19 protein-coding genes are annotated in these 22,204 nt (G+C 27.4%); 12 read left to right on the forward strand and 7 right to left on the reverse strand.

Annotated features, from left to right (window positions below; all coding sequences use genetic code 11):
• Window positions 1-347: 347 nt before the first annotated feature.
• Together recQ and BM119_RS19690 are read left to right on the forward strand one after the other, a co-directional pair.
• Entirely contained in the window at window positions 348-2,516 is a 2,169-nt protein-coding gene (recQ, locus tag BM119_RS00065; protein WP_090037407.1) for a DNA helicase RecQ, read from the forward strand.
• A gap of 83 nt (window positions 2,517-2,599) precedes the next feature.
• On the forward strand, window positions 2,600-2,767 hold the full coding sequence (locus tag BM119_RS19690; protein ID WP_177199259.1) for a hypothetical protein: 168 nt from the start codon (window positions 2,600-2,602) through the stop codon (window positions 2,765-2,767).
• Window positions 2,768-2,794: 27 nt separating this feature from the next.
• Here the strand turns inward: BM119_RS19690 and BM119_RS00070 are convergent, their stop codons facing one another.
• Complete coding sequence (locus BM119_RS00070) at window positions 2,795-3,550, reverse strand: nuclease-related domain-containing protein (protein WP_090037410.1); 756 nt, start codon at window positions 3,548-3,550, stop codon at window positions 2,795-2,797.
• Between the two features lie 325 nt (window positions 3,551-3,875).
• Complete coding sequence (locus BM119_RS00075) at window positions 3,876-4,733, reverse strand: protein-tyrosine phosphatase family protein (protein WP_177199260.1); 858 nt, start codon at window positions 4,731-4,733, stop codon at window positions 3,876-3,878.
• 279 nt (window positions 4,734-5,012) lie between these two features.
• Here BM119_RS00075 and BM119_RS00080 point away from each other — a divergent pair, with 279 nt between their 5' ends.
• From BM119_RS00080 to BM119_RS00100, 5 genes are all read left to right on the forward strand, one after another.
• Window positions 5,013-5,675 (forward strand): corrinoid protein, encoded by a 663-nt coding sequence (locus BM119_RS00080; protein ID WP_090037418.1) that lies wholly within the window; start codon window positions 5,013-5,015, stop codon window positions 5,673-5,675.
• Window positions 5,676-5,688: 13 nt separating this feature from the next.
• Window positions 5,689-6,711, forward strand: coding sequence for a methylcobamide:CoM methyltransferase MtbA (locus BM119_RS00085; protein WP_090037420.1), 1,023 nt, complete (start codon window positions 5,689-5,691; stop codon window positions 6,709-6,711).
• 5 nt (window positions 6,712-6,716) lie between these two features.
• Window positions 6,717-8,525 (forward strand): ASKHA domain-containing protein, encoded by a 1,809-nt coding sequence (locus tag BM119_RS00090; RefSeq protein ID WP_143087274.1) that lies wholly within the window; start codon window positions 6,717-6,719, stop codon window positions 8,523-8,525.
• A gap of 21 nt (window positions 8,526-8,546) precedes the next feature.
• The gene (locus BM119_RS00095) at window positions 8,547-9,398 is read left to right on the forward strand and encodes a uroporphyrinogen decarboxylase family protein (RefSeq protein WP_242948261.1); all 852 of its coding nucleotides are present in this window, start codon (window positions 8,547-8,549) and stop codon (window positions 9,396-9,398) included.
• Window positions 9,399-9,629: 231 nt separating this feature from the next.
• Complete coding sequence (locus BM119_RS00100; protein WP_090037428.1) at window positions 9,630-11,291, forward strand: glutamine--tRNA ligase/YqeY domain fusion protein; 1,662 nt, start codon at window positions 9,630-9,632, stop codon at window positions 11,289-11,291.
• A 39-nt stretch (window positions 11,292-11,330) separates the two neighbouring features.
• Here BM119_RS00100 and BM119_RS00105 read toward each other — a convergent pair whose 3' ends face one another.
• Both BM119_RS00105 and BM119_RS00110 read right to left on the reverse strand, forming a co-directional pair.
• Window positions 11,331-12,116, reverse strand: coding sequence for a Cof-type HAD-IIB family hydrolase (locus tag BM119_RS00105; protein ID WP_090037430.1), 786 nt, complete (start codon window positions 12,114-12,116; stop codon window positions 11,331-11,333).
• Window positions 12,117-12,193: 77 nt separating this feature from the next.
• Complete coding sequence (locus BM119_RS00110) at window positions 12,194-12,634, reverse strand: hypothetical protein (protein WP_090037433.1); 441 nt, start codon at window positions 12,632-12,634, stop codon at window positions 12,194-12,196.
• A gap of 276 nt (window positions 12,635-12,910) precedes the next feature.
• Here BM119_RS00110 and ymfI point away from each other — a divergent pair, with 276 nt between their 5' ends.
• Window positions 12,911-13,651, forward strand: coding sequence for an elongation factor P 5-aminopentanone reductase (ymfI, locus tag BM119_RS00115; RefSeq protein ID WP_090037436.1), 741 nt, complete (start codon window positions 12,911-12,913; stop codon window positions 13,649-13,651).
• 643 nt (window positions 13,652-14,294) lie between these two features.
• Here the strand turns inward: ymfI and BM119_RS00120 are convergent.
• The 3 genes from BM119_RS00120 to BM119_RS00130 form a co-directional block, all read right to left on the reverse strand.
• On the reverse strand, window positions 14,295-15,737 hold the full coding sequence (locus BM119_RS00120; RefSeq protein ID WP_143087275.1) for a HAMP domain-containing sensor histidine kinase: 1,443 nt from the start codon (window positions 15,735-15,737) through the stop codon (window positions 14,295-14,297).
• A gap of 73 nt (window positions 15,738-15,810) precedes the next feature.
• Window positions 15,811-16,485 carry a response regulator transcription factor gene (locus BM119_RS00125; protein ID WP_090037442.1) on the reverse strand — a complete coding sequence of 225 codons (675 nt, stop codon included), beginning with the start codon at window positions 16,483-16,485 and terminating at the stop codon, window positions 15,811-15,813.
• 196 nt (window positions 16,486-16,681) lie between these two features.
• Window positions 16,682-18,052, reverse strand: a complete 1,371-nt coding sequence (locus BM119_RS00130; RefSeq protein WP_177199262.1) for an aminotransferase-like domain-containing protein — start codon at window positions 18,050-18,052, stop codon at window positions 16,682-16,684.
• 268 nt (window positions 18,053-18,320) lie between these two features.
• Between BM119_RS00130 and BM119_RS00135 the strand changes: the two genes are divergently transcribed.
• The 4 genes from BM119_RS00135 to recX all read left to right on the forward strand — a co-directional run bounded on the left by BM119_RS00135 (window position 18,321) and on the right by recX (window position 22,203).
• Window positions 18,321-19,322, forward strand: coding sequence for a DUF2804 domain-containing protein (locus tag BM119_RS00135; RefSeq protein WP_090037447.1), 1,002 nt, complete (start codon window positions 18,321-18,323; stop codon window positions 19,320-19,322).
• A gap of 18 nt (window positions 19,323-19,340) precedes the next feature.
• Entirely contained in the window at window positions 19,341-20,066 is a 726-nt protein-coding gene (locus tag BM119_RS00140; protein WP_090037450.1) for a class I SAM-dependent methyltransferase, read from the forward strand.
• A 221-nt stretch (window positions 20,067-20,287) separates the two neighbouring features.
• Complete coding sequence (locus tag BM119_RS00145) at window positions 20,288-21,556, forward strand: M16 family metallopeptidase (RefSeq protein ID WP_090037452.1); 1,269 nt, start codon at window positions 20,288-20,290, stop codon at window positions 21,554-21,556.
• Window positions 21,557-21,561: 5 nt separating this feature from the next.
• On the forward strand, window positions 21,562-22,203 hold the full coding sequence (gene recX / locus BM119_RS00150; protein WP_090037455.1) for a recombination regulator RecX: 642 nt from the start codon (window positions 21,562-21,564) through the stop codon (window positions 22,201-22,203).
• Window position 22,204 lies beyond the last annotated feature (1 nt).

A 22,204-nucleotide genomic window follows, 5' to 3' on the forward strand; every position in this document is an offset into this window, starting at 1 on the left:
AAAGCATTTCTTTATTTGAATATAGATAAATTGAGAAATGATATACAAATATTTGAGACTGTAATTAAAATGGAATAATAAGCACCGGTAAACTATTTTATTGAGTGCAAGTTAAGAAAAGAGAGGTTTAAGCATTAGCAAACTATCTGATGAACAACTAGTTTGCAGTGTTTAGACCTCGCTTTTAGGTTTAGGTGAATTTCCTTGTTTATATTTTATATACTAATTGTTTAATTTGGATATATATTGGGAATAGTTTAAATATAGAATGTAAGCTTACAAATTTAATAATATGGTATATAATTATTAAAGTAATAATAAGTTATTAGATAAAGTGGGTGTATATATTGAATGGTAAAGCGTTAGAAATTTTAAATAAATATTATGGTTACTCTTCATTTAGAAAAGGTCAAGAAGAGATAATACATGAAATAATAAATGGAAATGATGTTTCATGTATTATGCCAACTGGTGGTGGTAAATCTATATGTTATCAAATACCAGCACTTTTAATGGAGGGGATAACTTTAGTTATAAGTCCCCTTATATCTCTTATGAAGGACCAAGTTGATACATTAAGAAACTTAGGAATCAAAGCAGCTTATATAAATAGCTCTTTAGATGAATATGAAATTTTAGAAATCATAAACGATCTTAAAAATAATGAAATAAAAATACTATATATAGCTCCAGAAAGACTTCAATCTCAGGATTTTATAAATTCAATTAGAAATATAAATATATCCTTAGTAGCAGTGGATGAAGCTCACTGTGTATCTCAATGGGGTCATGATTTTAGAGTAAGTTATAAATATATTTCAGGTTTCGTATCTAATTTAAGCGTAAGACCTACAGTGGCGGCATTTACAGCTACTGCTACAGAGGATGTTAGACGTGATATAGTAAGTCTTCTTTCTCTTGAAAATCCAAAGATTTTTATAACTGGTTTTAATAGAGAAAACTTAGAAATTGAAGTTCTTAAGGGAGTTAATAAGAAAAGTTACATATTAGATTATTTAACTAACAATAAAGATGAAAGTGGAATAATATATGCGGCAACAAGAAAAGAATGTGATGCTTTATGTGAATTTTTAAATTCTAAAGGTTTTTTAACAAATAGATATCATGCAGGATTAAAAGACGAGGAAAGAGCTAAAATACAAGAGGATTTTGTTTATGATAAAACACCAGTTATTATAGCAACAAATGCCTTTGGTATGGGAATAGACAAATCAAACGTAAGATTTGTTATACATTATAATATACCTAAAAACCTTGAAAGTTATTACCAAGAAATCGGTAGAGCTGGTAGAGATGGTGAAGATAGTAGTTGTATTCTTCTTTTTTCTCCTTCTGATGTTCATACTCAAAAGTATTTAATAGATGTAAGTACTGATAATACGGATAGAAAAACAAATGAGTATAAAAAGCTTCAAAATATGGTAGATATGGTTTATAGTAATAATTGCTATAAGGGTTTTATTCTTGATTATTTTGGAGAAGAACATGGTGATAATTGTAGCAAGTGTAGTAACTGTAATTCTGATGCAAAATTAGTTGACAAAACAGTGGATGCACAAAAGGTATTGTCATGTGTATATAGAATGAAAAGGCCTTATGGAACAACTATGATAATAGATGTACTAAGAGGGTCTTCAAATAAAAAACTCTTGTCTGTAGGACTAGATGAAATAAGTACTTATGGAATAATGAAAAATTATTCTAAGGATAACTTGAAAGAATTTATAAATACATTGATTTCACATAAATTTATAGATTCTGTTGAGGGAGATTACCCAGTGGTAAGACTTAATAATATTTCTATTCAGGTATTAAAGGGAGAAGAAAAAGTATTCTTAAGAGAAGAAGTAAAAGCTAAAAAGCTTTCTGTAAATAATGATCTTTATGAATTATTAAGAACTCTTAGAAAAGATATAGCCATGGAAGAAAATATTCCACCATACGTTGTTTTTGGAGATACTTCATTAAAAGAAATGAGTACAAGATATCCAAGAAATTCTGAAGAATTCCTTGATATAAACGGAGTTGGAGAATCCAAATGTGAAAAATATGGTGAAAGATTTTTAAATATAATAAATGAATATGTTGATGAAAACAATATTAATGTAAAATGGATTTTTACTAAAAAATCAAAAACTGCTACTAAGACTTCTTCTTCAGAAGAAAAAAATTCAAGTAGCAAGGAAAAGTCGAATTATGTAACAGTAAATATGCTTAAAGAAATGCCTTTTAAGGATGTAGCAAAAGAAAGAAAACTTATGACAACTACTATGTTTAACCACATAATGGATTATGTCAAAGATGAGGGCAATATAGATTTCAATATAGATTTTACAGGAATATTAAAGGAGGATAATGAGGCGATAATTTTAAATGCCATAGAAAAAGTTGGGTATGACAAATTAAGACCAATAAAAGACGAGGTTCCTTCTGAAATAACTTATGATGAAATTAAATCAGTTATAGTGAAAAAGTTTTTTGTGAAAACAGCTTAATATATAAATAAAAATTCAATCTCTAGCATATGTATATAAAGTAAGAATATGCACTTATTAATAACTAGGAGGAGATTGAATTAATGAAAGTTTTTTTATGTAGTGCGGAAGATTTTAAGGGCACTCCACTTAGAGCAATAGTTATGGCTGATGATGAAACTAATGCCATTGAAAAATTAAAAAAAGATTTTGCAGAAGATAAAAGATCCTTTAAAGAGGAATCATTAAAAATAGAAGAAGTAGAGCAATAAAAAAAACCAGTTAATAGCTGGTTTTTTTTATTTGTTAGCATTTAAAATTGATTGTATTATTTTATCTTTTTGATTTTTATTTAAAGTTATATTTCCTTTGAAATCAACCAAATATTGAATTATTGAATGTTCTTTACCTCTTCTTATAGTAAACAACTTAGTAGAAGACTTACCTTGTAGGTTTAGGTGAATGTCTTTATTTACAAAAGCAACAATATTTTCAATTCGGATGTTTATTTTATTGGACTTTAATATGTCTTTAAGTCGTTCTCTATGAGTTTCTACCTGTTTTATAGGATTATATATAGTTTTAACATATTTCTTACCATCTCTATTTATTTTAGTTTGAGTTAAATCATGGTCAGTAACATGTCCTGTTATCGTTCCCCTAACATTTTTAACCTCAATTATAAAAACTCCATTATCACCTACGACGATCATATCTAACTGACTAAAGTTACCTTTGTATCCTATATCTAAATCAGTAAGTATAGTGTAACTTTTAGGAAGTTTTTCTGCCACCTTAAGAAAATATTTTTCACCCTCTAATCCATTAGCTAATATGGATTTCTTCTTTTGAAGATACGTAATTCTAAATATAGTATATGTTCCATATCCAAGTGCTATATAGGAAGAAACAAATTTATCCCATATGTCAAAAGTAAGAGAACAGACATAGATAACAAATAAAATAAAAAGTTTTAAGATTTGCAGAAATATTTTAATTTTAGTCCATCTTATATCCTTTTTTAAATGATTGGTTCTATTTAAAACCGTTGCCATTAGATGCTCCTTTCAGGTGGTTGCTATTAAGATTTAGTATATACATTAAATTATTATTCAGTATTTTTCAATACAAAATTTTATATTTATTTATAGATAATTAACAATGTAGTTTATACAAATTAGCAAACCTATAGCATTATTATTTTATACTAATAAATAATAAAAATCTACTTTTTATTTGTAAAGCATTAAATTATTATTACACCTTTATAAAGATCATTGAAATTTTTGTAACATCGTTCAATGGATTGAAAATACAAGATAGAAATAAAAGCTTAAAATAGCATAAAGTCAATGCTATTTTAAGCTTAAAAAATTCATTCTAACTATTTTTAGATTTTATCCATGTAGAATAAGAGATTTTTAACAGATCTGTACTTTCGGTACAGTATTTATAAAAACCTTCTAGGAAATTATAAGTTTTGGTGTCAGACTTTAAATCGAATCCACTTTCTTTAAAATGCTTTTCTATTATGGATTCAAATGAGGTTGATTTATAGTTTTTCATTATATCAACCATAGCCATAAATGTTGTTGTGCGAGCCTCTCCATTAAAATCATGTATATACAAAAATGAGTTTTTAGGTTCATTTAAGATAAAAGATACGAAATCATCTACTGTTTTAGTTGAAGGTACTTCTTCATACTCTGTAGCAAATCTCATATATTTAAGTTTTAATTCATTACATAATGTTTGCTCTGAATAAACTCTTTCAATATCTTTAGTTCCAACTTCATTTCCATTTTTATCATATAGTGTTAGGGTATTTTCATTGTTTAATTGAGCTAATTTATTTGTTTCTTCAGAGATTGTCTCTTCTGTAGTTAAACCAGAATTTATTTTCCCATCTTTTTTATAAAAACTTAGAGGACTACTATTTATGAAACCATGGGGTTCGAGTCTTAAATCTACAACAGTAATGGAAAGATCACTTCCAATTTTGTCGGTTGCATTTTTTAACTGGGCAGGAGTAAATTGACCACTACCAGCAACATTAATATCTTTTATTATTCTAAAATGTTTAGCATAATCCTCACTAGATTCATCATCTGTTATTGGAAAAACATCAGGACTTTTGGTGGCTTTATTCTCATTTTTTGAATTATTACAGCCTATAATAGAAAAAAACATTATTACACATAGTATAGATGTTAAAAGTCTACTAAATGATTTTTTCATATGCTTATTCATCACCTTTCATTTCATTCGAAGTATATAAATAGTATTTAATAAATTTGAAAAAATATTCTTATAACATATAATTTTAGCAAAAAAGCTATATATGGGAGTAATTATGGAAGTTAGGAATTGATTAAATTTCCTTATATAGAAAAACATAATAGTTAAATGGTTTACTATAGATAATAACAATTTGAGATACAATGTATAAAACGTTAAACTTTTATATGAATGAAAATGAATTTTACAAAATATTATGTTTTTAGGGGGATTTTTTAAATGGAAAACTTAAAGGAACAACTTTTAAAGGATATGTGTAGTGCTGTATTAGAAATGGAAGAGGATTTAGCAGAAGAAAAATCTAAGGAATACATAGAAAATGGTTTTGATCCATATGATGGAATTGTAAGTGGACTAGCTTCAGGAATGAATAGGGCTGGTGAACTTTACGAAGAAGAAGAATACTATATTCCAGAACTTTTAATGTGTTCAGATGCTATGTATAAGGGATTAGATGTTTTAAAACCTCACTTAAAAAAATCAGATTCAGAGGAAAAGCTAATTGCAGTGTTAGGTGTTGTTGAGGGAGATACTCATGATATAGGTAAAAACTTATTTAAAATAATGCTTGAGACTGTTGGATTTAAAGTCTATGATTTAGGACGTGATGTACCACCTAGTGAATTTGTATCTAAAGCTAGAGAGTATAAAGCTAATTTAGTTGGTATGTCAACTCTTATGACAACGACTATGGATAATATGAAAGTAGTTATAGATATGTTAGGTAAAGAGAACTTAAGAGATGATGTGGTTGTAATGGTAGGTGGCGGTCCTATTTCGAAAAATTATGCTGATAAAATAGGTGCTGATGGATATGAAGTTGAGGCGTCTAAAGCAGCAAGACTTGCAAAAGAACTTGTAACTAAAAAGTTAAATGCTTAGGGGTGAAAAAGCTATGACAACTTATAAAGAAAGATTATTTAATGCTATAGATGGCAAAGAATTAGATAGAGTTCCTTGTATATGCCCAGGTGGAATGATGAATATGGTAATAAGAGATATTATGATTTTAACTAATAGCTTTTGGCCAATGGCTCATACAGATAGTAATGTTATGGCAACATTAAGTGAAGGTCTTTATAAAAATGGAGCATTTGAGAATATAGGGGTGCCTTTTTGTATGACAGTAGAAGCTGAGGCAATGGGTGCTAAAGTATATATGGGAACGGATATAACTGAACCAAGAGTTACTGAATATCCTATTAATACAGTTGATGATTTTAAGAATTTACATAACATTAATGTATCAGAAGGAAGATGTAAAGTTGTATTAGATGCTATAAAAATTTTAAAGGATAGAAATAAAGACGTACCAGTAATAGGTAATTTGACTGGTCCAGTAAGTGTTGCATCATCATTATTAGACGCATCAGAATTTTACAAAGATTTAAGAAGAAAGCCTGATATGATGAGAAATTTTATGGACTTTGTTACTGATAATCTAATAGAGTTTGGAAAAGCTCAAATAAATGCTGGAGCTGATATTATAACTATTTCAGACCCAAGTGGAACAGGAGAAATTTTAGGACCTAAGTTATTTAAAGAATTTGCATTGCCTTATATAAATAAACTTGTTAATGCATTAAGTCCATTAGTTAATGGAAGAGTTATTGTTCATATATGTGGAAGACTTAAAAGTATATTTAAAGAATTAAATGATTTAAATGTTAAGGTATTAAGCTTTGATTCAATAACTAGCATAAAAGATGTAAAAGAAAATGTTAATAACAAGAGGCTTATGGGAAATGTCAGTACACTAGCTTTAGAAACATCTACACCAGTTGAAATTAGAAAGTTATCTTCATACTGTATAAAAAGTGGAGTATCTATACTATCTCCAGCATGTGGTATAGGGGTTAGAACATCTCTGGATAACATAAAAGCTATGGTAGATGCTTCAAAAGAAAATATGCTATAAAAGGATTGAGAAAGTTGAAAATTAGTATTAAAAATCACAAAAGTATAGAGGGAAATTTAAATGATAATTTAATGGATTTATTTAAAAATAATCAATTGTCGTTAGAAGCACCTTGTGGAGGAAAAGGACTTTGTGGAAAATGTAAGGTTAGAATTATTAAAGGACAAGCTAATAATATAACTCATGAGGAAAAAAACATATTATCTAGTGATGAAATTAATAATGGGGTAAGGCTTGCATGTTTGACTCATCCAGTATCTGATATAGATGTTGAAATCTTAAATTGGAAAGAAACAAATGGGAATATATTATCTTATGGATATATGCCAGAATTTAATTATAATCCCCCTTTAAAAAGTGTAATAGTAAAAAAAGGTGACTTGGATTTTTCTAATAATTTAAGTATTGAAGAAGTAATAAATAACAAGCTTAATATAAAAAGTAGTATTTCATTAGAGGTTATGAAAAATTTAAGTAATGTTGTTTGTGATAGTGATGAAATAGAGGTTGTTTTACATAATGATGACATTATTTATGTAGGTAGTAAAAGTTTAAATAATAGCATATATGGAATATGTGTGGATATAGGAACTACAACAGTAGTAGCATCTTTGGTAAATGTATATACAGGAGAAGAGATAAACAGTTTATCAAGTATAAACCCCCAAAAGAATTACGGGTTAGATGTATTAACTAGAATTGATTATTGTAATAAAGATGGGGGGTTAAAAACTCTACAATCTTTAATAATAGATTGCATAAATAATCTTATAAGTGATTTATGCGTTGAAAATGGTATAGATAAAGATAGAATTTTTGAAGTTGTTATATCTGCTAATTCTACAATGAACCATGTGTTTTTAGGAGTAGATCCTAAAACTTTAGGAAAAGCTCCATATTCAACAGTGTTTAGACATGGAAGAATAGAAAATAATAAAGATTTTAATCTTAATATAAATAGTTTAGGCAAAATTTATATTATTCCAAGTGTATCTAGTTATATAGGAGCTGATATAGTATCTGGAATTGTAGTTACTTCTTTAAATAAAAGAAATGACAAAGTGCTATTTATAGATATAGGTACTAATGGAGAGATCGTTTTATCATATAAAGGAGGACTTCTTTGCTGTTCATGTGCAGCAGGGCCTGCTCTTGAGGGGATGAATATCAGTTGTGGTATGAGAGGAGAAACGGGTGCAATTGAAAAAGTAAAGATAGATAACAATGGTGTGAAGATAGAAGTTATTGGAGACGAAGTAACTCCTTCAGGTGTGTGTGGCAGTGGAATTATGGATATTGTTGGGGAGTTAAGAAGAAATGGACTTATAAATAACAAAGGTAGATTTAAAACTAAAGATGATTTAACTAAAGAAGGCCTTGAAAATCTAAATCATATTATTATTGAGGAACCCTCAAGGGGGATTATATTGCATAATAATCAGTGTAAATCAATAGTCTTTACTCAAAAAGATTTAAGACAAGTTCAACTTTCAAAGGGAGCTATACTTTCAGGATTTTATGGATTATTAAATTATATTGAAATGCCTATGGAAAGTTTAGAGCAAGTTATAATTGCTGGTCAGTTTGGTTCTCATTTAACAAAAGAAAGTCTAATAAACATAGGACTTATACCAGATGTTTTAAAAGATAAGATAACTTATGTTGGAAATTCTTCTAAGGCTGGAGCAATTATGGCACTACTTTCAAAAGATATACGATTTGAAATGGATAGGATAATTAAAGATATAGAATATGTTGAGTTATCTACCTTAGATGGATATGATAAGTTATTTACTAAGTGTCTTAAATTTTAGGAGGAGATTTATTTGGGATTTGTGTGTAGTGGAGATGATTCATTTAAAATACCAAAGGATTTAGCAAAACAATATGAGTTTCCTAAGTGTTATTTTAATAAAGAAAATTTATTAGAATTATCAATTAGCTTAAAAGAATTCAATAAAGATAGCTTTTTCAAGTTGCCATTTTGTAATACTTTAGAGATAGAAGCATTAGGTGGAAAAATTGTTCTAGGAGATGGAATATCTAGCCCAAGAAGTAAAGAATATGCCTTTAAAAGTTTAGAAGAGTTAAAGGACAATCTAAGTAAGTGGAAAAATGTAGAGTTAAAAAGTGAAAGAATAGATTTATTTAAAGATTTAGTGAAGTTCTTATCTTTAGACAATAACAAAATTGTTTTTTCTGTGCAAGGTTCATTTACAATAATATGTTCTTTGATAGATCCTAAAATTTTTTATAAGCTTTCTATGAAAAATCCTGAAGAAGCTGAAAATATTTTAAAATTGGTAGAGGATATAATAATAAGATTTGCAAAATCATTAATAGATGTGGGGGTAAACATAATATCTTATGGTGATGTTATGGGCTTAAAATCTATTGTAGGAAAAAGAGTATACGATAAATTAAGTGCTTTTAGTATGATTAGAGTTATAAAAGAATTAATTTTTTATAATAATAACATAAATATTCATTTGTGTGGAAAAATGAGTAATGAATTAATACAATATGAATATGCAAAGTTACATGAAATAGAGGTTAATGATTATAAATCTTATGGAGATGCTTTATTAAATTTAAACATATATAATAAAATTATAGGTTTAAGATGCATAAACACTACTAATAGACCTATGAATACTAAGTATATATATGAATTGATTTTAAATTAACAAAGGTGGCGTAGCCACCTTTGTTAATTAGTGACAAGTGACAAGCGATAAAAATATGAGATTTTAAACTACAACTTTTCACTTTTCACTCTTAACTTGTCACTTTTAAAATGTTGTAAACATTTTAAAAAAGTATTTTAGACATAATTTTTAATATATTTATAGAAACATTTGTATTTTTATGATATATTTATAAAGAATAATATTACGTCAAGAAAAGGGATGATGAAAATGTCAACAGAGTTCAGCTCTTCAAACTTTATAAAGAATATAGTTATCTCTGATTTGGACAGTGGAAAGCATAATGAGATAATAACTCGTTTTCCACCAGAGCCAAACGGATATCTTCATATAGGCCATGCAAAATCAATAGTTTTAAACTTTGAGCTTGCTGATGAATTTAAGGGTAAAACAAATCTTAGATTTGATGATACAAATCCTACAAAAGAGGATACAGAATATGTTGAATCTATAAAGGAAGATGTAAAATGGCTTGGATTTGATTGGGATAATTTATATTTTGCTTCAAATTACTTTGAAGAAATGTATAATAGAGCAATATTATTAATAAAAAAAGGTAAGGCTTATGTTTGTGACTTAACTCCTGAAGAAATAAGGGAATATAGAGGAACTCTTAAAGATCCAGGTAAAGAAAGTCCTTGTAGAAATAGAAGTATAGAAGAGAACCTTAATTTATTTGAAAAAATGAGAAAAGGTGAATTTAAAGATGGAGAAAAAGTTTTAAGAGCTAAAATAGATATGAATTCTCCTAATATAAATATGAGAGATCCTATAATATATAGAATATCTCATTCAGAACATCATAATACAGGTAGCAAGTGGTGTGTTTATCCAATGTATGACTTTGCTCATCCATTAGAGGATGCTATAGAAGGTATAACTCATTCTATATGTACACTTGAGTTTGAAGATCATAGACCTTTATATGATTGGATAGTGAAGGAATGTGAAATGGAATGTGCACCTCAACAAATAGAATTTGCTAGATTAAATATAACTAATACAGTAATGAGTAAAAGAAAGCTTAAACTTCTTGTAGATGAAAATGTAGTTGATGGATGGGATGATCCAAGAATGCCAACTATAGCAGGACTAAGAAGAAGAGGATACACTTCAGAGTCAATAAGAAACTTCTGTAGAGCTATAGGAGTTGCAAAAGCTAATTCATTAGTTGATGATGCTATGCTTGAGCATTTCATAAGGGAAGATTTACATGACAAGACATTAAGAACAATGGCTATTTTAAGACCATTAAAACTTGTTATAACAAATTATCCTGAGAATGAAGAAGAGCTTCTTGAAATAGAAAACAATCCTGATGATGAAAATGCAGGAAAGAGACAAGTGCCATTTGGAAGAGAAATTTACATAGAGCAAGAAGACTTTATGGAAAATCCACCAAAGAAATATTTTAGATTGTTCCCTGGAAATGAAGTAAGACTTAAGGGTGCTTATTTTGTAAAATGTAATGAGGTTATAAAAGATGAAGAAGGAAATGTATTAGAGATTCATTGTACTTATGACCCAGAAACTAAGAGCGGAACAGGATTTACAGGAAGAAAAGTTAAAGGTACAATACATTGGGTTAATGCAAAACATGCAATTCCAGCAGAGTTTAGATTATATGATCATTTAATATTAGATGAGAATTCTGAGGAAGAGAAGCATTTCTTAGAACAAATTAATCCAAATTCTCTAGAGGTCCTTAATGGTTTTGTTGAACCTAATATGATAGATGCAAAATCTGAAGAAAAATTCCAGTTCTTTAGACATGGGTACTTTAATGTAGATCCAAAAGATACAAAGAATGAAAAATTAGTATTCAATAGAATAGTATCTTTAAAGAGCTCATTTAAATTGGATAAAAAGTAACATAAAAGACCTTCTAATTTTAATTAGAAGGTCTTTTTATTAAAGAATACACTCTTTAATTGTATGTAATACTCCATTATCTTTATTACTCTTTGCAATAAAATTTGCAGCAGATTTAACTTCTTCTACAGCATTTTCCATGGCATAACTAAATTTTGCACAATCCATCATTTCTAAGTCATTGAAGTAATCTCCAAATACCATAGTTTCATCTTTAGATATGTTAAAATTGCTTTGTAGAGCTTTAATAGCTTGTCCTTTGTTTACTCCTTTGTTCATCAAATCAAGCCAAATAGACCCTGATATAGCTATTTGAAAGTTATCTTTAAACTTTGGGTAAAAATGAGGATATGAATTCTCAGACACATTATTGAAATCACATATTGCAATTTTTAAAATATCATCATTAACATTTAAAACATCTTCAACTAGTTGGCAACGTGTGTAATACTTGTCTACTTCTTCAATAAATATTTTTTCAGTACTTTCAATATATGCAGATTTTTTACCACATAAAACTATGTTAGCTCCCTCTATTTTCCTTGCTGTTTTAACAAGGAGTTCTATATTTTCTTTTGTCATAAAGTTAGAATATATCTCTAAATCATTATTCATAACAAAACTACCATTTTCAGCAACATAAACAATATTATCTTTATCAGAATTAAAATTATGAAGTAAATTATAGTATTGTCTTCCTGATGCTGCTACAAATAGTATTTTTTTATCTCTTAATTTTTTTAATATAGTAAAGAATTCTTTATTAAGTTTACCATGTTCATTTAATAAAGTTCCATCCATATCTGTCGCAATTAACTTTATCATGAAATCACCTCATCATTGGATATTATATATCTTATTATATCATAAAAAATACAACATTTAGTTAATAAGGTATAAGATTAAATTCCATCAAAAAAATCTTGAGAATTATTTAAAACTTCATTAGTTATGTCTATTATCAAAAGATTATTATATGAAAATAAGGATAATATAATATTTTTAACAAATTCTCCTTTAATACAGTCTCCTTGAACTACAGCATAATATTGTATAAGAATTGTAATGAACTTAAATATAAAAATAGCTTTTCTGGTTTTGGACACAAGAGTAAATTTATTGTCAGGCAAGGTAATATCTAAAATTTTCAGAATAAGACAAATTTCATATCTTATTTGATCATCTATAGATGGTTGAGAGCAGCAGTCCCCTTGAATTAATCCGGAAAAATTAACTAAATTTAGTAATTGGGATAAATGTAGCCCAATTATAGAGTGTGGTTTTAAATCAACATCTTCTAAGGCTAATATATCATAAAATTGAAAGTTATTGGTGAAAGCCATGCTATTTTCTCCTTTTAAATTAAGTGATTTACATAGAGATATATAATATACTATGATATTGAGGAAAGCTTTGATATATAACTTTAAAAACTCTAAATTAATCAACGGTATTTTTCATGTTTAAAATATAAGTAAATTGCATTATAAAGAACATGATAGTAATATATAATGGATTAAACTTTTAATTAATTATACAAATTTTAAAGTTATAGTATGTGGATAGATTGAAAATAAATTAATTGCAAAAATTAATGATTATTGATAGGAGTGAAATATATGGACTTAAATGGGAAAGTAGCATTAGTTACTGGCGCTTCAAAGGGAATTGGCAGAGAAATTACATTAAGCCTTATAAAAGAAGGAGCAATGGTTGCTATTAATTATAGAAATGATGAGGAAGGGGCAAATAAAACTTTAAAACTTGTAAATGAAATTGGTGGTAATGGATTTATAGTAAAAGGTGATGTGGCGTCTTATGATAACTGTGTGTCTATGTATAATGAATGTATAAAAAAGTTTGGGAAACTTAATATTTTGGTAAATAATGCTGGAATAAGTAAAGTAGGGTTATTTATGGATATGTCTATGGAGGATATAAACTCTTTAATAGATACAAATTTAAAAGGAGCTATAAATTTAACCCATGCTGTTCTTCCTCATATGGTAAGTAGAAGAGAGGGAAGTATAATTAACATATCATCTATGTGGGGGAATGTGGGGGCATCATGTGAAGCAATATATTCATCTACAAAGGGTGGAGTTAATTTATTCACAAAAGCTTTAGGAAAAGAAATGGCTCTTAGTGGAATAAGGGTTAATGCAATAGCACCAGGGGTTATAAATACTTCTATGAATAGCTTTTTAAGCAGTGAAGAAAAACTAGCTTTAGAAGAAGAAATACCGATGGGAAAGTTTGGTGAAGGAAAAGATATTGGAGACTTAGTGGTGTTTTTAGCATCAAACAAAAGCAAATACATAACATCTCAAGTTATTACTGTTGATGGAGGATATTTATAGATTTTATAATTGTAAGAGTTATTCAATGAATTGAATTGATTATTTTTAGTTATAAATTAATAAAAGAAATGTTCTTTGCTGATATTTTAACACTAGATTTAGAAAATAATTTTTATGGTTATAAAAAAACATTCATGGCATTAAGAAATTTAGGGCTATTTTTTCAATATAAAGAATTTTATAAAGAAAAATGAGATTTAAGAGTTAGCAAGCTATTATTAGAAAGTGGAGATCTGAGAGTGATGGATGTTTTTCTTCACGCTGTTCAGAAAAAACTTGAAATTGTATAGTCTTATAATAAAGACCTCTGTTTTCAGGTTAAAATTGAAATATAATTAATATGTACAAGTGTGTTGGTATAAGGATTAGCAAATTATCTAGCGAACATTAATCATTCTTTTTATAAAAAAATATTGATGCCGTTAAAAAATCTAGAGTTATTTTTTTCAATATAAAAAATTTTGTAAAGAAAAGAGAGGTCTAAGCGTTAGCAAACTATCTGACGAACAGTTAGTGTTGGTGGTATAAAAAATTTATATGGCGTTAAGAATTCCAATTGTTGAACGAAGTGAGTTATTGGAATTTAGACATATAAACTTTTTATACATTACAATACTTTGTGCAGTCAGCTAGTTTGCGTTGATTAGTCCTCTCTTTTTTTGTTCTGATGAACTATATTTAACGTAAAGTAAAACATAACTCCATTATCAGTATTTTTAGCACCAAATTTACTCTTATGAAGAGTTAATATGTTTTTACTTATAGAAAGACCAAGTCCAGTTCCTCCAAATTCTCTATGTCTTGATTTATCTGTTTTATAAAACTTATCCCATATATTAGTTATTATATCTTCATCTATATGACTATCAGTATTTTCAACCCATATAATAGCAAAATCTTTATGATTTTCTAATCCTATTACTATGGTACCATTTGGTTTGGTATGTCTAATTGCATTTGTTATAAAATTAGTTAATACTTGCTGAATTCTAAATTCATCACCAGATACAGTAATGGTCTCATTATTAAATTTTAAATCTATTTTAGTTTCATCAACATATGCTTTAAATGGCTTTAGAACCTTTAATATTAATTGATTTATATAAAAATTACTTATATTTAATTTAAAGTTTTCACTTTCTAGCTTACTAACTTCGATCATATCACATACAAGTGTATTCATTTTTTTTGCTTCATCTAATATTACCTCTAAATAGAAATCTTTATCATCTTCACTTGCTATGCCATCTTTTAATCCTTCGGCATATCCTTCTATTAATGTTATTGGAGTTTTTAATTCGTGGGATACTCCAGCAACAAATTCTTTTCTCATTTCTTCTAACTTTTTTTCTTTTTCTATATCAATTTTCAACTTTTTATTGGCACTTTTAAGTTCAGTTAATGCAGTATTAAGATTTAAGGCTAAGAAATTTAAAGTTTTAGCTAAACTTCCTATTTCATCTTCTCTATTAATTTCACATTTTTTACTAAAATCTAAGTTGCTCATTTTTTTAGCACTCATATTTAGTTTAACTAATGGTTTGGAAATTAATTTTGTATATACGAAAGAAAGTATAAGTATCATTAATATAGCAAATATAAACATATACACATATAATTGTTTTATTACTTCTGAGGCCTCCTGTATAGGTCTAAAAGAGGATACAGCTATAATTAAACTATCATCTTTATAATTAATTGACATAGGGCCTACACAGGCTATATTTTTCACATTTATATTTGGTGTTTCCACTGTATAAGAAATTATTTTATTTTTATTATATAAGTCATTTAATAAATTGTTATTTCCTTTAACATGATTAAAAATATTAACTATTATATCCTTTGTGTTAGAGTCTATTTCGTTATTTAAGTTTGATAAATATTTTATTTCACCATTGGTTTTTAGTATAGCTATCTTAGCATCATTTTGTTTTTCTAAAGCATCGATATTTTTAATAAGAGCTAAATTATCACTATCTTTAGAATATGAATAAGTTAATTTTAAATTTTTAACACTTTCGGTTAATGCTTCTTGTTTTTTCTTAACATAAAAATTTTCAAACAATAAACTTTGAAAAACCATGGAAAAAAGTAAAAATGCAAATAGGGATATTGCTGTTATAAGGAACAGCCGCTTGGTTATTGAGTTTTTTATATTAAACTTCAAATTTATAGCCACTTCCTCTCACTGTAACTATACAGCTAGATCTATGAAGAAGTTTTTCTCGAAGTCTTTTTATATTTGTATCAACTGTTCTTAGATCTCCTTCATAATCATAACCCCAAACACTATTAAGAATCATTTCTCTACTTAAGGCAATATCTTTATTCTCAACAAGATATATAAGTAAATCATATTCCTTAGGTGATAAGTTTATAATAGTATCTTTTACTTTAACCTCATGAGCCATTTTATTTATTAATAAGTCCTGAAAATTTAAAATATGATCTTTAGTTATATGAACATCTTCAATCCTTTTTAATAAGGCTTTAACCTTAGCCACTAGCACTTTAGGGCTAAAGGGCTTAGTTACATAATCATCGGCACCTAAATTATATCCTAAAAGTTCATCTTCCTCTTCACCTCTTGCAGTTAAAATCATAACAGGAACAGATGACACTTTTCTAATTTCTTTACAAAATGTGAATCCATCCATTAAAGGCATCATAATATCTAAAATTATTAGGTCCATATTACGTTGTTTGAATACATCTAGTGCTTCTTTACCATTAGATGCTTCTAAAACTTCAAAATCTTCTCTAACAAGATAATCGTGAATGAGCTTTCTTATTCTAATCTCATCTTCAACTATCATTACAGTTTTTTTCATAAAATCACTCCTGTATAAAGTTATAAGTTTATTGTATAATATACAGTTATTCTAACAAAAAAACTTAACTTTGTAACTTGTCAATTGTTAAATAGGTATCTTAATAAAAAGTATAATTAAAAAAGACCAGAAAGAAATTCTTAATATTATACTCTTAGTTAACATAATAAGAACTATATTTTAAGATGAGAATAATTTAAAGTTCAAGAATTTCAGGTTTTTTTATAATATTTGATTTTAGTGATTCTCTTAAAATATCAAATAAAGTTGAAATACCATGACTAATTTCCTTTTCATTGCATTTTGCAACACTTATACGAGCAGTATTAATGTTTTCAGAGTTATTATAATAAAAATATTTTCCATGCCTTATATAGATTTTATTTCCCCTTAAGTTGCTTAGAAATTCCTCCATATTTAAATTCTTTGGAAGATGTATCAAAGAAAAAAGGCCACTAGTTGGATTAGTAAAGTTTAGATTTAAATCAGAATTCTCATTTATTATTTCTTTCAAAATATCCATTTTTTTATCGTAATGAACTTTTAAATTTTGTATATAATCATCGTAATCAGTAGAAAGTATATACTCATTTAAGGCACACTGGAACACAGCATTACCTTGCAATTCGCAGAAAGTCTTAAATTGTCTAAAGTCTTCTACTATCTTTTCAGGTAAGCTTATTGCAGCTAGCCTTGCTCCAGGAAGTAGTATTTTTGAAAATGTCTTTAAATAAATAACTTTTTCAAAGGAATCATAAGATTTAATTGGTTTATTAGATACATCATTTAATTCACTTAAATAATCATCTTCTAAGATATAAACATCATACTTATTTGCTAAATATAATATTTGTTTTTTAGTTTCTTCATCGTAGGATGTACCTAGAGGGTTGTGAAGTCTTGGCATTGTATAAAAGAACTTTAAATCCTTATTTTTAAATAAATCTTCAAGTAAATTTAAATCTATACCATCTTTTCCGCGTGGAATAGTATAAACCTTAGACTTAGTTAATTTTAGCCACCCCAAATAAATATTATATGATGGAGATTCCACTAATATAGAATCTTTATTGTTATGAAATCTCATAAGAGAAAGCAAGGAAATTGACTGTTGTGCTCCATTAGAAAAATAAATACTTTCTTCCGTTAAATTTAATCCCTTTTCACTATATTTATTGCAAAGGGTAGTTTTAAGCTCAGAAAATCCATCTGAATGACCATAGTTAAATAAAGATGTGCCATAAGAATTTATAGCTATATCAATGTATTTTTGAAATTGAGCAACAGGAAATATTGCTTCATTCGGTTCTCCAGAAGAAAAATCAAACTTGTCCTGAACTAAATTATTTTGTTTAAATAGGCTGTTTTCTAATATAAAGTACCCACTTTTAGGCATAGAGTATATTGACCCCTTTTTTTCAAGTTCAGAATAGGCTCTAATTACAGTTGAATTGCTACAACTGAATTTAATAGCTAATGCTCTTATTGAAGGAAGTTTTGATTTGAAACTTTCTTTTTTTATTTCATTTTCTATGTAATTAACAATAATATCATATTTGTTTTCCATAAAAGCCCCCATAAAAATATAATTAACAGAATTTATTTTATTTTGAAAATATTTTGTTATACAAGTATACCATAACAGATTAAAATATTAAAGATATAGATGATGGAGAGCCGGTAATAGCCACTTTATAAGGGTATGAGGTATTAAAAGTGGTAGTCATCAGATGAACTGTATCAGAACAATATTTCAATAATTTGGAAAATATCAAAGGGTTTTTAATTAGATATATAGAATAAGTACCTTAGTATTGTTTAGGGGGATTATTTAAATGGAGTTAGATAGCAAAAATTTATGTGATAAAAATGGACGATTGAATTTTCATGAAGGAATGTTTTTTCAAGATCCTATTATAAATTCTAACCTAAGTAAAAGAAATTTATTAAGGCGTAAAAAGTGGAATTATTGGACAATAAATAATGATAAATATTTTTTTACTATAGCATTGGCCAATTTTGATTATTCAGGGTTAATATTTGCATATCTTATTGATTTAGATAACAATAAAATTATAGAAAAAAACTTTTTAGTACCTTTTGGAAAAGGGATATGTCTTAAGTCTCACGTAGACGATGATATAGTATACGAAGGTAAGAACTTGAATATAAAAATTATTAATTCCAGTGATAAAACAAAAATAGAATTATTTATAAATAATTTTTGTGAAAATAATTGCTTAATGGGATATTTCAATATTTATAATAAAGATGTTGAAAGTTTAAATATTGTTGTTCCATGGTCAAAGAAAAAATATACTTATGCCTGTAAGCAAAGTGCTCTTAAGTGTGAAGGTGCATTAAGCATAGGTAATGATTATATAAAATTTGAAAAAGGTGAAAGTTACGGTTCCCAAGATTTTGGGCGTGGAGTTTGGAAAAGAAACATAAAATGGAACTGGATAACTTGCTCTACAACAATTATGGATAAAAAACATCTTGGTATAAACCTTGGAGCACATTGGACAGATGGTAGTGGTATTACGGAAAATGGTATAATATTAGATGGTAAGGCTTATCAAATAGAGGAAGATGTGGAGTTTAAATATGATAATGATGATTTTATGAAGCCTTGGACTATTAAATCTCAAAGTAATGATATAAATCTTGTGTTTGTGCCAATTAGGATTAGGGAAAGTAATATGAATTTTGGAATAATAAAATCTCATTTTAATCAGCTATTTGGTAAGCTTAGAGGAAGTATAAAAATTAATGGTTTAGTTATTAATATAGATGAGGCATTGTCACTTTGTGAGGAACATATAGCAAAATGGTAAGTAGAAAGAGGTGGACATATGAATTTTTATGAAAAGTTAAGTACAGTTTACGATACTGTATTTAGTTACAATGAAAATACCCATAAGCTTTTAAGAGAAACATTAAATCTATCTAGGGGTGAAAGGTTTTTAGATGTGGCATGCGGAACAGGAACTTATTCATTAGCTCTTAATAAAGATGGGTTTTCTGGTTGTGGTGTTGATTTAGATAACAAAATGATTGAAATAGCGAAGACAAAGTCTAATGAATTAAATAACTTGGGTTTTAACACCATGGATATGAGAGAGATAAATTTACAATTCCACAATACATTTAATTTGATATATTGTATAGGAAACTCTTTGGTTCATTTAAGCAATGCTTTGGAGATTGAAAAGGCAATTAATGACTTTTATAGTATTCTTCAAGAAAATGGCTATATTTTAATACAAATTATAAATTATGATAGAATACTTAAAAATAATATTAAAAATCTTCCTACTATACAAAAAGATAATGTAGACTTCGTAAGAAATTATGACTATAAAAAGGATGAGAACAAGATTTATTTTAATACAGAATTAAGAATACAAGGAGATACTAATGTTTATAAAGGCTCAACTCCCTTAATACCACTTAAAAGTAAAGATCTGATAAATATTATAAAAAAATGCGGTTTTAAAGACATAGAAGTATTTGGTGACTTTAAGAAAAGCGTATTTAACATAGATTCTTATGGATTAATAATTAGAGCATGTAAATAATAATTTTATTAAATAGAGTTTGTAATGTTACAGACTCTATTTAGTTTCAACTTTTATAAGTGCTGAGAATGGAAAGTTGAAACTTGTCATTTACCACTTAAAACTTGTCACTGAATCAAGGTTTTACATTGATTAATACAAGGTATATATGATAAACTAATACGGTCTATAACAATTAAAAAGTAAACAATTTTTACTATTTAGATACAAGGAGATATATAATGAAAAAATGGTTTTTAGATTCCAGAGATACCTTTTTAAGTAATGGTTTAAGAGTTATTTCTATAAAAAGGGACACTCAAATATTTTCAGTACATGGTGGGATTAATATAGGTTCTCTTTATGAAAAAGATAGTGAGAAAGGGATTTGTCACTTTATTGAACATATGTTGTTTAAGGGTACAGAAAGCAAGAGTAATGAGGAATTAAACAATGAACTTGAACTTTTAGGGGGAGAGTACAATGCCTATACAGATTATTCATGTACTGTATACAGTATAAGTGCATTATCAGAAGAACTGCCAAAAGGATTAGAACTTCTAAGCGATATGATAATAAATTCAAATTTTGATTCAAACGAATTTGAGAGAGAAAGAGGAGTAATATTAGCAGAACTTAGGACAAATAAGGATGATGTAGAAGATTATTCTTTTAATAAGACTTATGAAACTGCATTCAATAAAAGTCCATTAAAATATGATGTAGGTGGTACTGAAAAGCATGTTGAAAGTTTTTCAAAAGAATATTTAGTATCATTTTATAAAAAACACTATATACCTAATAACTCATGTATAACGATAGTGTCAAATTATGAGCATGATGACATCATTAAATTGGTTAAAAAATACTTTTCAAACTGGAAAAAAGGTGAGTTAGAGTTAAGAAATGCACCAACAGAAGATAATATTCCAGGAAAATTTGTATCATATAAGAGCGATATAGAGCAAAGTACTTTAATTTACCTCTATACTCTTCACAACATAAGTAGAGAAGAGGAACTGCCTTTAAAAATATTAAGTTTAAGATTAGGAGAAAGTTCTAATTCAATATTATTTAGAGAGTTAAGAGAGAAAAGAGGACTTGCCTATGATGTTTATACTAATATGGATCTTACAAAGAATGTAAAGACATTTGTAATATATACGGCAATTTCAGATGAGAATTTAGATGAAACTACAGAAGTTATTGATAAATGTATTGAAGATATTAAAAACAGAAATATAATTTTTGATAAAAATACAGTTGAACTTATGAAAAAGGTTCATAAGACAGCAGTTGCATCTATTATGGAGGATTCAACAGATCTTTGTAATTATGTAATGCATCAAGCCCTTGAGGATGAACCAATAAATGAATTTATAAATGATATGGAAGAACTAGAGAATTTAACAGAAGAACATGTGTACAATGTTGCAAAAAAGGTATTGAATAACAGTACTGTTCACATTTTAAAATCAGATGAAGAAGATGATGAAGAAGAGGAAGAGTAAACTAAATGGGAAAAATAACAAAAATAGAAATTCAAAAAAATAATGATGAAAGAGCAAATCTATTTATAGACGGAGATTTTGCTTTTGGTTGCGATATGGAACATATATATAAGTTAGGACTAAAAAAAGGGGATATTGTTGATAATGATAATATAGAAGAAATCTTAACAAGAGAAGATTTCTCAAAATGTAAGAGCCAAGCGTTAAGAAGTGTAACTAGAGGTTATAAAACTGAAAAAGAAATTAGAGATAAGTTAACTCAAAAAGAATTTGAAAGTAGTTCTATTGAAAAAACTATAGATTTTTTAAAAGAGTATAAATTTATAGATGATGATAAGTTTGCACTAATGTTTTCTAAAGACAAATCCTATAATCAAGGAAGAAATAAGATTAAATATGCCTTAAAAAGAAAAGGTATAAATGATAGTATAATTGAAAAAAGTTTAAGTACTATAGATGAAGAAGATGAACATTCTAAAGCATTAGAATTAGGAAAGAAAAAATATTCTCTTTTAGAAAAAAGGGAAAGTGATAAAAGAAAATTATATCAAAAAGTGTGCAATTATTTAATAGGAAGAGGATATGAATATTCTCTTGTGAAAAAGGTTGTAAATGAGATTATTTCAGGAATAGAAGAGGAAGTATAAT

This window comes from Clostridium frigidicarnis, assembly GCF_900111985.1.
Taxonomy (GTDB): domain Bacteria; phylum Bacillota; class Clostridia; order Clostridiales; family Clostridiaceae; genus Clostridium_Z; species Clostridium_Z frigidicarnis.